General features: G+C 43.9%; 10 protein-coding genes. 8 read left to right on the plus strand and 2 right to left on the minus strand.

Annotated elements, in window-relative coordinates; genetic code table 11:
* Positions 1-40 precede the first annotated feature (40 nt).
* From JMY08_RS11025 to JMY08_RS11040, 4 genes are all read left to right on the plus strand, one after another.
* Entirely contained in the window at positions 41-832 is a 792-nt protein-coding gene (locus JMY08_RS11025) for a YfgM family protein (protein ID WP_201593359.1), read from the plus strand.
* Between the two features lie 191 nt (positions 833-1023).
* A complete protein-coding gene (gene bamB, locus JMY08_RS11030; RefSeq protein WP_201593361.1) occupies positions 1024-2232 on the plus strand; it encodes an outer membrane protein assembly factor BamB in 1209 nt (402 codons plus the stop codon).
* Between the two features lie 547 nt (positions 2233-2779).
* On the plus strand, positions 2780-4201 hold the full coding sequence (gene der, locus JMY08_RS11035; RefSeq protein WP_010199034.1) for a ribosome biogenesis GTPase Der: 1422 nt from the start codon (positions 2780-2782) through the stop codon (positions 4199-4201).
* A gap of 164 nt (positions 4202-4365) precedes the next feature.
* On the plus strand, positions 4366-6324 hold the full coding sequence (locus JMY08_RS11040) for a sensor histidine kinase (protein ID WP_201593363.1): 1959 nt from the start codon (positions 4366-4368) through the stop codon (positions 6322-6324).
* 239 nt (positions 6325-6563) lie between these two features.
* On the opposite strand, the gene JMY08_RS11045 is transcribed toward JMY08_RS11040, so the two are convergent.
* Entirely contained in the window at positions 6564-7730 is a 1167-nt protein-coding gene (locus JMY08_RS11045; RefSeq protein ID WP_189586550.1) for a D-alanyl-D-alanine carboxypeptidase family protein, read from the minus strand.
* A 549-nt stretch (positions 7731-8279) separates the two neighbouring features.
* Complete coding sequence (locus JMY08_RS11050) at positions 8280-8714, minus strand: MCR_0457 family protein (protein ID WP_010199041.1); 435 nt, start codon at positions 8712-8714, stop codon at positions 8280-8282.
* Between the two features lie 550 nt (positions 8715-9264).
* On the opposite strand from JMY08_RS11050, the gene surE reads away from it, so the two are divergent.
* From surE to glp, 4 genes are all read left to right on the plus strand, one after another.
* A complete protein-coding gene (surE, locus tag JMY08_RS11055) occupies positions 9265-10077 on the plus strand; it encodes a 5'/3'-nucleotidase SurE (RefSeq protein WP_201593365.1) in 813 nt (270 codons plus the stop codon).
* A gap of 147 nt (positions 10078-10224) precedes the next feature.
* A complete protein-coding gene (locus tag JMY08_RS11060) occupies positions 10225-11031 on the plus strand; it encodes a LysM peptidoglycan-binding domain-containing M23 family metallopeptidase (protein WP_201593367.1) in 807 nt (268 codons plus the stop codon).
* A gap of 97 nt (positions 11032-11128) precedes the next feature.
* Positions 11129-12433 (plus strand): lytic murein transglycosylase, encoded by a 1305-nt coding sequence (locus JMY08_RS11065; protein ID WP_201593369.1) that lies wholly within the window; start codon positions 11129-11131, stop codon positions 12431-12433.
* A gap of 628 nt (positions 12434-13061) precedes the next feature.
* On the plus strand, positions 13062-14357 hold the full coding sequence (gene glp, locus JMY08_RS11070; RefSeq protein WP_194620254.1) for a gephyrin-like molybdotransferase Glp: 1296 nt from the start codon (positions 13062-13064) through the stop codon (positions 14355-14357).
* Positions 14358-14469: the final 112 nt, after the last annotated feature.

The raw sequence follows: 14469 nt of genomic DNA on the forward strand, positions 1-14469 counted from the left end.
ATATCAGTAATTTAATAACAATTATATCAGGTAACTACCTATGGCTCTGACACCCAATTCGCCGAATGCAGACAACTCAATGCAAGCCCTAAAGCAGTACGGCAGCTATATTGTCACTGCGATTCTGTTGGCACTGGCTGCTTATTTTGGCTGGACGTATTGGCAGGACAATCATGCCCGTGTGGATACGGTTGCTGCTGATCATTATGCGGACATCCAGCGGTTGAATGAAGAAGTCAGTCTGGCATCACAAAACCCAGATTTAGAAGCAGAGGCGAAAACGGCACTGGTAGAGAGCCGTACGCAGTTAGACAAAGATATTGATACTTTGGTGAGCACGCATGGTGAGTCAGTTTATGCGTGGCAAGCACTGATGATTAAAGCGCGTCAGCAAGTTGATAGTGATGACTTTACAGGGGCAAGCGAGACGCTAAAAAAAGCACTGGCAATCGATTTGGGTGATGCAGGTTTAACAGCAATTACCCGTCTGCGTTATGCCAAAACGCTATTGGCTGCTGGTGATGCAGATGCAGCCTTAGCCGAAGCCAACAACGATATGCCAAGCTCATTTGAAGCCAGTCAGCAAGAGCTATTGGGTGATGTGTATTTGGCACAAGACAATAAAGACTCAGCGATTAAGTCTTATAACAATGCTTGGGAATTATTGCGCAGTCGTCAAGAAACACGTGCGGTATTGGCTTTAAAAATGGAAAGTCTTGGTATCGTGCCTGAGCCTATCGAGTCGCAAGCTAGCCTAATTCAAGAGTCTGCCACTGCTGAGCAGCCATTAGTGATTGAAAATACGACAGCTGCTACTGAGCAACCCTCTTAGTTTTAATGATTTATCTGATAACTCAATTATCGAATGACTAAAACCGTTCTACAAACTAAGTAGCGCAGCAAGTCAGCAGGGTAGTATTCAAAGTTAAGGTCACTATACCGAACTTTTTTATTACGGATCAATTGCTTATTTACTGATGGCTAATTTATTAATTGTTAATTTATTTGTAGTGAGAACTTATAATGACTCAATCTATTCGCTCTAGCAACACGTTAAAGGCTAAAACCATTAAGATGACGATTATGCATGTCGCCGTCATCGCAGCGATGGCAACAGCTGTCGCTGGCTGTAATCGCGGTATCAAACCCGTCGTCAACGATCCTGTTAAATTAGTGCAAATTGCGCAGCCTATTAGCGTGCTACAGCCTGTGTTTAGCACTGATGTCGGTAACAAAAAAGCCAGCAAAAAAGATCCACTTGATTTGCAAGTGGGTTACGCCAGCTCGCAAATTGTTACTGCTTCGCGCGGTGGTGATTTGACTGGTTTTAATAATGCCGGTCAAGAGCTGTGGTCAGTCAATGTAGGTGATCAAATCACAGGTGGTGTCGCAATAGATGCCTTGAGTCAGACTGCGATTGTCAGTACACGTGGCGGGCAAATTATGGCCTTTGATAGCACTACTGGCGCAAAACGCTGGCAGCAACAGTTATCAGGATCGGTATTGTCACCAGCACTTATTACTAATAATCGGGTGATTTTGTCAGCTAATGATGGTTTCTTGCACGGCTTATCACTACAGACTGGCCAGTCTGTATGGCAGTTTGCTACCCAAGTACCCGCTATCAGCGTACGTGGTAGTGCGGCACCAACTTTGTTAGATGATAAAACAGCATTATTGGCCACGGCTGATGGGCGTTTACATGCTGTGACCACCGATAGCGGTCTACCGCAGTGGTCAAGACGTGTTGGTGTTGGTGCAGGCAGTAGCGAAGTTGAGCGTATGAGCGATGTCGATGGCAAACCTGTCGTCAGTAACAATCAGCTGTTTGCCATTAGCTATAGTGGGCAATTATTAGGCATTGATTTAGCGTCACGTCAAGTCATGTTCATTAATGATCTTGCCAGCCTAAAAGCGCTTACAGTAAACAACCAGCAAGTTATTGCCACCAGCTTGGACGGAAAAGTGGTCGCTTATGATCGCAACAGTGGTGAGATGTTGTGGGAAAGTGAAGAGCTGGCTTATCGCCACTTAACCAACCCTGTTATGATTGGAAACTATATTGCAGTGGGTGATTATGATGGGGTCGTACATTTATTTGACCCTGCCAGCGGAAAAATCGTCAGCCGTGTAGAGACCAAAGGCGCGCTCACCAACTTGCAAGCAGAAGGTAGCCGTTTGTTGACCCAAAGTACCTCAGGTCAAGTGGCTATTTGGCAATTGGCTCGCTAAGATTTTATGGGCAGTCGTTTTATTCATAAGGTTTTTTTAAGCCTGTGATTAAGCGTACTGCTCAATGTCGATGCTATGATGAGGCTATGCCGACGTTACGAGGAATAAACGCTGCTTCGTCGGCGTTTCGTGCCTTTTGCAAATGGCTTGTTTAACGCTGAGGTTTCGCGTACTCTATGCGACCGATGCGCTGCCAACATTATCTCTATATAATAGTGGTATGTAGTGCCTGTATAGAATACCTATAAACAGTATTCATAAATAATGCTACTAGCTAGGTATGCCCACTATTCACTGTAAAATAGCCAATAATTCATTTTTATTGCTATAGTCAGTTCAATATAATTTAGAGACAAGAAAGGCGAGTGAAAGTACTACAAATAGTAGACTAAGCGAGCCTGACATCGTATTTTATTTATAGAGTATTGACTATATCGTTTTATATTTATCATTCATTTTAGTTTACGGTCAAGCGCAGTATATTTACTCATATCATTAAACGAGTAGCTGTCTTATCCGTCATTGTACCCTTCACTGAGAGTAACCCATGAGTATCAAGCCTGTGGTCGCCTTAATTGGTCGTCCAAACGTCGGTAAATCTACCTTATTTAATCAGTTCACTAAAAGTCGGCAGGCACTGGTTGCTGATTTGTCAGGGCTGACTCGTGACCGTCAATACGGCGATGCGGTATATGAAGGCAAAGCCTTTATTGTCGTCGATACGGGCGGTATTGGTGAAGCTGATGATGGTAGCGGCAACATCGATGATTATATGTCTGAGCAGTCGCATACTGCTATTCACGAAGCGGATATCATCGTATTTGTGGTTGATGCCCGTGCTGGTATGATTGGCGCTGATGCCGAAATCGGTAAGTTCTTACATACCCTTGGTAAACCCGTTTATGTGGTTGCCAATAAAGTCGATGGTGTACATGACTCCGCGCCTGCAGAGTTTTATGCTTTAGGCTTGGGCGAGCCGTATCCAATGGCTGCCAGTCATGGTCGCGGTGTCGGTAATTTACTAGAAATACTGACCGCCGACATGCCTGAACAAGATGCGATGGTAGAACCAAGAGGCTTAAAGCTTGCCATCATTGGTCGTCCAAACGTTGGTAAATCTACCTTGGTAAACCGCTTATTGGGTGAAGATCGCGTCGTGGTGTTTGACATGCCTGGTACCACACGTGACAGTATTTATATCCCTTATAAGCGCGATGGCAAAGACTACGTATTGATTGATACCGCTGGTGTTCGTCGCCGCGGAAAAATCGATGAAAAAGTAGAGAAATTCTCGGTTATCAAAACCTTGCAAGCGATTGAAGATTCTAACGTCACGGTTATTGTCATTGATGCCCACGAAGGTATCGTTGACCAAGATTTGCATATGATCGGCTATGCACTCGATGCAGGTCGTGCATTAGTGGTAGCGATCAATAAATGGGATGGTCTGACACAAGATCAAAGAGACTATATCAAAATTGAGATGGATCGCCGTTTTAACTTCATTCCGTATGTAAAAGTGCACTTAATCTCAGCATTACATGGCACTGGTGTGGGTAACTTATATCCATCCATCTTACGCGCTTATCAATCTTCTATGTTTGAAGTGTCAACCAACCGTTTGACCCAGATTTTACAAGATGCAGTGACCGCCAATCCGCCACCGACGGTTGCTGGTCGTCGTATCAAGCTACGTTATGCCCATATTGGTGGTCACAATCCACCCGTGATTGTTATCCATGGTAACCAAACTGGCTCGCTGCCTAAAAGCTATCAGCGCTATCTTGAAAACCAATTCCGTCAGGTTTTCAAGCTCGAAGGTACGCCACTTAACGTAGTCTTTAAGCTGAACGAAAACCCATACGCCAACAAAAGCGACACGCCGACCAAAGCGAAGGCGCAGCAGTTGCGTCAGCGTGAGCGCAATCGAGCGCAAAAGTTCACCACCAAAGATAAAAAGCCTCGCTAACGCGGTAGGCTTATTACCTTTCAGTTCTTTATAAAGCCCCAAAGTATACTCTGCTGCAGCTTTGTTATAACAAGGCTGCAACAGAGTATACTAATGTTGCTCTTATCATGTCTTGCAAATACCTGTAATATAAATAACCAGTCGTCTTAACTCAGTTGAGTGACATGAACAACCAGCCGTTACAAATCCTTCCTAAGTTTATCTGGCGCTCTGTCGTGCAGGCCATTATTTTGGCTGTGCTGGTAGGTATTCTATTGTCTTTTGTCTATGGTTTTGTGCATCACTATCAGCAAAAGCATCGGCATATTCAGCAGTTGGCTGCCTTACTGACGAGCAGTGCATCGACGATAGACGGTGCAGATACCGTTGCCAAGCAAGTCAGTATTGTGTTGGCGGCAGAACCCAATATCCAAAGTATTCTATTTTATTCAACGCCGCAGCCTATTGCAGATATAGATAGGTTCACAGCCTACCAGTCACATGATGATTGGCAAAATGCTTTGTTCGCTGATACGGTCAGCTTCAATTATCCGGTTGTCAGTGACGATATCACTACCGATAGCACTGCAACGATAGCCGCGACTGAGCAAACAGACAAGCCTTTATCAGATAACATGATCGATCCGCTAGACCCTGAGGCGCTAACTGATGATAGTACCTTGGTTGGCTATATTAATATAACTTTGGACGTAGATAAACTGCGTGCCAACTGGTTACGCAGCAACTTACTATTATGGCTTATCACCACTATATTGGCTGTCATCTGGATGCTATATATTCTGCGCAAACTCAGCTGGCCTGTCAAAGATATTGCAGCGCTAACCGACGTATGTGAAATCGTTAGCAAGCACCCAGAGCTTGAACAGCTGCCCGTTATTTCGCAGCAGTTTGAGTTTCAAGAACTGCTGCAAATTAAGCAGACTTTCACTGTTTTGTTTGATCGCTTGCAAAAGGCACAACAAGACTATGAAGCACTTGCTGTTTTTGAGCAGCAGTTACATCATAAGGATTTGTCTTTAAATGTACAGCTGCATAATTTTCAAAGTATGATTACCCATGAGTTAAAAACCTCGCTGAATGCTATTGTGGGCGGCTTACAGATATTAGATGATGAGCGACTAATTGATGAGCAAAAAGACGCGTTAGATATCATTCGTAATGGCAGTGAAAAATTGGTATTGTCGCTTGACCAAATCATTCAGTTGAATCAAATACAAAAAGGTCAGATTAGCATCCATTCGAGTGAGTTTAATCCGCTTCAGTTAATTGCTGATCTGTTGGTGGATTTTGAGTCTATTGCTAAACAAAAAGGCTTGACCTTACTCAGCCATGTCTATCATATAGACTATACTCTCGAAGGCGATGTCGACAAAATAAAACAGGTATTATCTATACTCCTTAGTAATGCGATTAAGTTTACCCCAGTAGGGCAAGTGAGTATTACCTCGCAATTGACCCACTTTGACAACAGCAACCGTTGGCAAATCACTATTAAAGATACCGGTATTGGGATCGATAGTGATTATATCGAGGATATTTTTAACCCATTTTTTCAGGTAGATTCATCACAAACCCGTCAATATGAGGGGACGGGTATCGGCTTGCCAGTGGTCAAACAAATCGCTCAGCTAATGAGTGCGACTATCGAGGTTGAGAGTACCTTAGGCGTCGGTACACAGTTCATGTTCACTATTCCTTTGCCCAATAAACACCAAGTTCATCAGAAAAACCTGTTGGCTGGTTTGGTTGTGGTTTACTATTATATTCATGAAACAGGGTTTTTGGTGGATGAGCTCCAGCGTTTGGGAGCGGTGGTCATCTGTCATCAGCAGGGGCATCTCGTTATCGATGAGCTAAATACGAGAAAAGTCGATATGGTAATGTTTGCAGAAGACGTGCCCTCGAGTAATGCTGAAGTCATAGCCAAGCGTATACGCCAGTTCGAAAGCTACGAGAGTGAGTACCGTGCTTTATTAGTGTATTGGTACGCTCCAGATCAAGCGCAATATTTAGACAGTTTTGAGCATGGGCTAAAAGCGGCTGGTATCGATTATTGCCATAGCGCCGCCTATGATGATAAAGCCTTAAGTGATCTGTTAAAAAGTTGGCTAATATGGGCTTAACTCATTATAAAACCTTCTTATTTTAAAGGGATGGCTTTTAAATAAATTATTCTGAAAGTGATTAGCCTAGACAGACTAAGTTTAGAGATAACCTTACATCAAATGAACTGGTTTCAATATAAATTAGCGTAAACCTCAACACGCCTTAACATAGCAATAAAAAAGACGCCCAAATTTGAGGCGTCTTTTTTGTTGGTTGATACTTTTATAAAATGATTTTGTTAGCAGACAGCGTCACTTTAAAATAAGTTTTGTACCCAGCGTACCGCATGCTGCCACATACGACTCATAAAGCCTGATTGCTCGACATCATTGGTCGCGATGATAGGCACTGATGCGACTGCTTTACCATCAATGACAGCCATCAATTTGCCAACTTCTTGACCCTTTTTGATAGGTGCTTCTAGGCTTTCAGGGATATCAACCACGGTCGTGATTTTATTTTTCTGCGTTTTGCTGGTCAAAATTTGCAGATTGTCACCCGTGGTTAGTTCTACTTCCTCAGCTTCTCCAAACCATACAGGGATTTTGCTTACGAATTGGCCAGCAGGTGCTTTGGTTACGGTAGTAAAATGACCAAAGCCCCAGTTGAGTAGCTCACGTGACTGATCGGCACGTGCTTGCTGGCTTTCTGTACCCATAATGACAGAGATTAAACGCATGCCTTCGCGGTTGCTTGAGGCGACTAAGCAATAGCCAGCGGCATCGGTATGACCTGTTTTTAGACCGTCAACAGTAGAGTCGGTACTGAGTAGGGCGTTACGGTTACCTTGAGTAATACCATTATAGGTGAACTCTTTTTCGGCATAAATACCATAATAGTCACCGCTATTTTTGACGATAGCGCGCGCCAACTTGGCCAAATCCAACGCAGAGGCTTCATGACCTTCGTCAGGCATGCCCGTAGAGTTAACGAAGTGGGTGTTCTCCATACCAAGCTTTTGCGCTTGCTCATTCATTAAGATGGCAAATGAGTCTTCGCTGCCAGCAATATGCTCTGCCATCGCTTTTGAGGCATCATTACCTGATTGAATGATAATACCGCGCAGCATATCGATAACGCTGGCCGTCTTGTTTACCGGCACATACATACAAGATTGACTGCTACTACCGCGACACCAAGCATTTTTGCTCATCAATACTTGCTCTTCTTCTTTGAGATCACCTGATGCTAAGCGCTGCTCAATGATATAACTGGTCATCATTTTCGTCAGAGACGCTGGTGGAAGAGCTTGATTGGCATTTTTTTGTGCCAAAATTTCACCAGTATTGTAGTCCATTAGCACATAGGCTGTATTTTCCATTTCAGGTGGCTGAATGGCGGCGCTCGCCATCACTGCACTCATGGAAATACTCATGCCAACTACCAGCTGCACCAGCTGTTTTTTTACACGCTTTACTGTCATAGATTGTTACACCGCATCATGGAACCAAATGTATCTGTCGCATCATAGCTGGTACTAAACCTCACACCTTCTATCAAACCGTATGTGTTAAATATAAGGGTTTAAAAGAGTATGTGAATGAGGAAAACCATGCCTGAGCGACGGACATAAAATTAACGCCTTATCTTAGCAAAATGCCAACCGATGGGGAATCGATAAATACAAAAAATAGGACGCGACTAAAAAAGAGAGACAACGCTTATAAAGCATTTCGATATATCAGGATTTATGCATATTTTTCACGTACCACAAAAAAGCTTGCCGCACCCACTGCAATTGGACAGTCGGGTGATAGCAAGCTTCTTCTAAGCGTAATGAGCTTATTCATTAAGCCCATTACGCTATCATTCCAGTTATTGAATTTGATAGGGCAAAAGCAGCAATATCTGTGCTTTTTATGGTTATTTATTGCTGCTTATATCCGATTGAATAATAGAGCTGGTTATGTAGAGTGCTATTTTTAGGTTTAATAATGTCTGCGTTTTAGCCATAGAACTAAAAGCATCGTAATTAATATTCAGCATTTGCCAAATCTTCACACAAGGCTTTGTTCTCTTGCTTGGAGAAGCCCATGGTCCAGCTACGGATGCCTTGTAATATTTGGCGATAATCCTGCTGTGTTGATAGATATTGAATCGCCGCTTTTGGATCTTCTAAAGACGGCATCAATTCATGCAACTGAACGGTATAAGACTTATAAAAACGCTGTTTCTGTTTGCCATTTAGCATCGGTGGACAAATCTCAGACAATACTTGCATCACGGCAATTTCATGCTTAGTGATATTCATACCAGACATATCCAATGGGATAGTGGTTGCTGGATTGGGTGCAGCATTGGTCGCTTGAGACAGCATGGCAACAGACGTTATCAGTCCTGCAAAACCAATTTTTGAGGCGGTCTTTGCTATCACAGAAGCTATAGATAATATCGATTGATTATTCATTCAGTATCACACTCGCTTATCTTTATTTAATGGTCATATGTTAATGGGTAAAAAAACAAAAGTCACATAAAATATTGATTTATGTGTAGATATATTGTGAGCCAAAGGCATTTTGCAGCAACATATCAGTAGCATCAGCTTATAAGTTACGTCAGCATAAAAGTATAAGTTTATATTGTTGTGCGTTGTTGTCTATTGTAACGTGTTACCGACCAGTTTTACTTTCAGATTGCGATTTGACTGCCATGAAAGATCAAGGATCATGTCAAGCAACAGGCAAATTCAGCGCAAAGAGTGGGTTAGTGTCTTTCCACGATTAAGGTATAATCGCCCACAATGTCGTTGCACCTAACACCGTTATAAGGGTAAGGTGCCACCTAATAATGACCATTGCTATAAGAACACTGAGTGATAATAATCGTTTTTAGCCGTCCGTCAGTGTGAGTTGCGCTAAGCAATGAACAGTCAAATAACGGGCTGAGTATAACAATTTTATCCTTTTAAAGTAGACAAGCAGACAGACGGTCAAACCTAAATATATTGAGTACAAATGAAATTTTTAGTGAGTAATGATGATGGGGTACATGCGCCAGGATTGTTAGCATTGGCGCAAGCCTTGTCCAAGGTTGGCGAGGTGATGGTAGTTGCACCAAACAATGAGCAGAGTGGCTGTGGTAGCGCCTTAAGCATCTCCCAGCCGTTATATACTCATCAATTATCCTCGGGGTTTATCGCGGTTAATGGGTCGCCTGCGGACTGTGTTTATTTGGCGTTACACGAGCTATATCAAGACACACACTTTGACTGTGTGATTACAGGTATTAACTCAGGAGCCAACTTGGGGCAGGATGTATTGTTTTCGGGCACTTTTGGCGCGGCATTGACCGCGCAGCTCTTTGGTTTACCTGCAATTGCAACTTCTCTAGTCGGTGCAAGGATGAAAGGCGATGGACAAGATCAAACGAGCCGCTATCAAATGGCCGCCGATGAAATCGTCAAACTGCTAACCGAAACATCTATAGTAGAGGCATTCAAAAGTTTGCCCTATCATGTATTAAACGTTAATATCCCCGATGTAAATGATGCCGATGATATCAAAGGTCGAAAAATCACCTGTCTGGGACATAGCCAAATAGCACGGCCTGTGCACCATGTGGTGGATCCGCGCGGGCGAGATGCCTATTGGCTATCGCTACGTAAGCGGCAATACGAGTCGCCAGCAGAAATTGAAGACACTCAGTCATCGGCAACTAATATGACGGACGACCAAGCGGTGGCAGCGGGTTATATTAGTTTATCACCAGTGCGCTTGCATCATACGCCAGCAGATACTCTCAATAGGCTGTCGGCGTTAATGCTATAATTTAGCGCTGCCAAAGATTAGAAAAATCATTTATTATCGAGTTGTTGATGATGGTATTTGACAAAAATTAAACGGTATAAAAGTTAGCAAAATGCTTGTGATTAGCACAAGGAGTTTGTGAGTAACATAAAGAATAGGAAATCTTGTATGAAGAAGCTTATTGCTGGATCGCGCTTGGCAACGGTAGCATTGATAGGGACGTTGACAGCAGCATCGTTAGCGATAGTCGGCTGTGCGACGAAGCCTACTTACCAATCAGCTAACCAAGCGGGACCTAAGATTATTACCAATGCTAAAGGCGTTCCTAACTATCATCGCGTGCAGCGTGGCGATACGGTCAGTCAAATCGCTGAGCGCTATCGCTTGAGCTATCGTCAAATTGGGGCGATGAACGGTTTGGATAGTAAATATACCATCTATAGCGGTCAATGGTTGAAGCTATGGGAAGGCGCGCCAGTAACGGCAGCTAGCAACAATCGCTATAACACTTATAATGGTGCTAATACCTCTGCTCCGTCACAGCCGACTTATACGCCTCCTGTCACCAGCACGCCGACGCCAGCATATGAAGTAACGGCCAACGCGACATCAGGCTATGACTATCCAAGTCGCAACCAAGTGGTTCGCAACTTTGATGCGGCAGCGGGTAACATGGGCATGTGGTTTGCTGGTAACGAAGGTGATCCTGTGCTTGCCAGCCAATCTGGAACTGTGCTGTATTCGGGCAGTGGTCTACCAGAGTATGGCAACCTCATCATGATTCGCCACAGCGATAATTACATCACCGCCTACGCTCACAATAGTCAATTACTGGTCAAAGAAGGCGAGCAAGTACAACTTGGCCAGCGTATTGCCAGTATGGGTAGTAGTGGTCAAACCAACCAAGTCGGCCTAGAGTTTCAAGTGCGCTTGAATGGCAATCCTATCGATCCACGGGCTGTACTTGGACGTTAAATGCATGGACGTTAAATGCCTTGACGTTAAATTTGATGAACTGCTGCTAATTGTTGCCGCTAATCGCTAAGTCACTTATTCATAATTGAGAGTTTTTATGATGTTAAAAAAACAGTATATTGCCCTTTTCCCTGCCTTAGTGATGGTAGGTTGTACCAGTCAACAGGCGATGCAGAAGCCTAGCAAGCCTGTGCGTCAAGGTAATGTACAGATTACCCAGACCCAAACCATCCAAGTAAAGCCAACACCAGCACCGGTTATCAAGCCGCAGCCAGTGGCAAAACCAAGCTACAACAGCTTTTCTGATTGGAAGTCTGACTTCTCCATGCGTGCGCTGTCATCAGGCTACGATGCCTCAACGATTCGACGTCTGATGGATTCTGCTTACTTAAATCAGCAGGTCATCTCGCTTGACTCAGGACAGCCAGAGTTTTCAAAGATGCCGTGGGAATATGTTGATTCTGCGGTATCAGATGGGCGTGTGAGTACGGGTAAGCGTAAGTTTGCTGAGCAACGGGCATTTTTGTCACAACTAGAATCGCAGTATGGGGTAAGTGCCGAAACCGTCGCTGCGATTTGGGGCATGGAGTCGTCATATGGTGTGGTGACTGGCAATAGCGATTTGCCAAGCGCGCTTTCTAGCCTTGCTTATGATGGTCGTCGCCAAGAGTTCGCCGAAACGCAGTTGCTATCATTAGCGACGCTATTGCAGCGTGGTGATGTGTCTTGGTCGCAGTTAGAAGGCTCTTGGGCTGGCGGTATGGGACAGACGCAGTTCATCCCAGGTACTTGGTTAGAGCATGGTGTCGATGGCGATAGTAATGGTCATCGCAACCCATGGTCAACGGGTGATGCCTTGGCTTCTACTGCCAATTATCTCAGCAATTCAGGCTGGGTTCGCGGTCTGGCGCCTTTTTATGAAGTAACGGTTCCGGCTTCATTTGATTACTCAGTTGTCGGTAGCAAGCAACCTGCGGCCAGATGGGCAGCGCTTGGCGTTGATACCATAGATGATATTTATCTCGATGCCAATACGCAAATGGAGCTATGGCTACCAGCGGGTAAAGATGGCCCAGTGCTACTGTTAAGCCCAAATTTTGACGTGATCAAAGTCTATAACAACTCATCGAGCTATGCGCTGGGTGTGAGCTTGCTCGGTAAAGCACTGGCTGGGCAAAGTGGTCTACGAAAATCATGGCCGCGCTATGAAAACCCGTTATCAACTTCTCAAGTGACCAGATTGCAGCAGCGCTTAACTGGTGCAGGTTATGACACCAAAGGCACAGATGGTATTATCGGTACCAATACCCGCAAAGCATTCCAGCGCTGGCAAGCCGATAATAGCCAAACGCCAGACGGCTTTATCAGTCAGCGGAGTGCTTCTTCATTGACATCATGGTGAAGTTGGTTGCTGGCGCTATTATGTAATAATCAACGCCACCGTTTTTGACGACTGTGTTCATGATTCTAAATAATTATGAACACAAAAAGCACCTTAACCTAGGTGCTTTTTTATGCCCTATCTAAAGGCATTGATTTACAGGTGTCAGCTTACTTAAAAGGCTCGCATTGAAAATTAAGCAGTTAAAATTAAGTACTCACTATTCGGGCATGTCATCATTTTAAAAATGGCGATAAAAACGAGATAAATTACATCCAAACAAGAAAAATAGCTGGTCAATATCGAGATATTGACCAGCTATTTGATACAGTTTGGTAGTATTTAGCCTGTTTAGTCTCTTCCGTTCAGATTGAGGACATGCCCTAATGTCGATTATCTGTTAGTGTTTAACGAGAACGTTGCTATATAAACCTATTTGTATGATGCTATCAAAAACTTAAGTATGCCTACATTGACGTTATATAAAACCGGCTACAACAATATAGAAAGGATGCAATTGTAGAAGAGATGCCATTAATGCTGATAGCAAAAAATACAGACTGCAGATGACAAACTGTCAGCAATGCCTCGCTATAATGAATAATTATAATGTAATACTAATAACAACCGACAAATTGAGTGTGCTCTTATGATTACGATGGAAGCGTTACAGGCAGCGATAAAGCTGCGCGTAGATACTTATAATAATAATGACTTTCCACTACCAACAAGGGTGCTCAACACCTGTGAGCTGCTAGACAGTCGTAATCAAATACTGGCGCAAGATATCACCGCAACATTCGATATACCAAGGCAGAATCTATCAGCGATGGATGGTTATGCCATTGCTCATGGCAGCGATATATCAAACGACAGCAGCATTCAAATCATTGGCGAATCACAAGCGGGCAGTGCTTATACTGGTGACTTAACAGTAGGACAAGGTGTGCGTATCTTTACTGGCGCCGTCGTTCCAGATAGCTGTGACACAGTCATCATGCAAGAGAATACTAACTTTGCCACTATTAGAGACTCAATCGACAAATCAAAACCTTACACGGTGACGCTGTCGCAAACGGCTCAGATCGATAGCAATATTCGCAAACAAGGTGAAGAAATCGAATCGGGCGAGGCCGTTTTGAAGGTAGGTAAACGCCTTAATGCTACTGATATTAGCTTATTGGCTAATTTGGGAGTCAGCCAAGTCAAGGTATTTCAGCCGTTGATCGTAGGCTTGTTAGCAACTGGTGATGAGCTGGTTGCTATTGGCAATGAGCTGACAAGCTTGGCGCAAATATATAATTCCAATACGCCCACACTCAAAACCATGCTGGCTGATCTGCCGATGACCATTCGTGATTACGGCATTATCCCTGATAATCTAGAGCAGACGACTGCCGCTGTCCACAAAGCGATGCAAGACTGCGATGTCCTGATATCCACGGCTGGCGTCTCGGTTGGTGATTATGATTTTTTGACCACCGTGATTGAACAGCTGGGTCAGATTAACCACTATAAAGTCGCGATGAAGCCGGGTAAGCCGTTTGTGTTTGGTGAATTAAATAAAGATACAGCTAAACCCGTGTTATATTTTGGTCTGCCGGGCAATCCATTATCGACGGTCGTTGGGGCACTACAGTTTGTGATACCAGCATTGTGGCAAATGTCAGGCGCTGATCTAGCAGAGCGACCTATGCAACTGAGTGTCAAAGCGACACTCACAAACGATATCAGAAAATCAGCCGGTCGTAAGGACTTTCAGCGCGGCGTTCTCACACAAAACGATGCTGGCAGTTATCAAGTTGAGTGCTTCTCAGGTCAGCAATCACATAGAATCAAACAGCTTAGCCGAGCGAATTGCTTTGTTGTTTTGGACAAAGACAGTGGTAATGTGGCATCAGGTGATAGCGTCATTGTGCAGCCGTTCCCTTGGCTACATGCGTAGTGACAGTTTTCTAAATCTCTATAAGATGAATACAAAAAAACTGAAAATAAATCATACAATGGTAGGCCAAACACGAATAATAAAGTAATGCTGCCCACAAGCACTACTGATG

The sequence above is a fragment of the Psychrobacter sp. Pi2-51 genome, assembly GCF_904846665.1.
Taxonomy (GTDB): Bacteria; Pseudomonadota; Gammaproteobacteria; order Pseudomonadales; family Moraxellaceae; genus Psychrobacter; species Psychrobacter glaciei.

What these genes read in the sequence shown, in the direction of transcription:
- JMY08_RS11050 (WP_010199041.1), bottom strand. Translation starts at nt 8,714, where the DNA reads ATGAATAATCAATCGATATTATCTATAGCTTCTGTGATAGCAAAGACC.
- bamB (WP_201593361.1), top strand. Translation starts at nt 1,024, where the DNA reads ATGACTCAATCTATTCGCTCTAGCAACACGTTAAAGGCTAAAACCATT.
- JMY08_RS11045 (WP_189586550.1), bottom strand. Translation starts at nt 7,730, where the DNA reads ATGACAGTAAAGCGTGTAAAAAAACAGCTGGTGCAGCTGGTAGTTGGC.
- glp (WP_194620254.1), top strand. Translation starts at nt 13,062, where the DNA reads ATGATTACGATGGAAGCGTTACAGGCAGCGATAAAGCTGCGCGTAGAT.
- JMY08_RS11040 (WP_201593363.1), top strand. Translation starts at nt 4,366, where the DNA reads ATGAACAACCAGCCGTTACAAATCCTTCCTAAGTTTATCTGGCGCTCT.
- JMY08_RS11060 (WP_201593367.1), top strand. Translation starts at nt 10,225, where the DNA reads ATGAAGAAGCTTATTGCTGGATCGCGCTTGGCAACGGTAGCATTGATA.
- JMY08_RS11025 (WP_201593359.1), top strand. Translation starts at nt 41, where the DNA reads ATGGCTCTGACACCCAATTCGCCGAATGCAGACAACTCAATGCAAGCC.
- der (WP_010199034.1), top strand. Translation starts at nt 2,780, where the DNA reads ATGAGTATCAAGCCTGTGGTCGCCTTAATTGGTCGTCCAAACGTCGGT.
- JMY08_RS11065 (WP_201593369.1), top strand. Translation starts at nt 11,129, where the DNA reads ATGATGTTAAAAAAACAGTATATTGCCCTTTTCCCTGCCTTAGTGATG.
- surE (WP_201593365.1), top strand. Translation starts at nt 9,265, where the DNA reads ATGAAATTTTTAGTGAGTAATGATGATGGGGTACATGCGCCAGGATTG.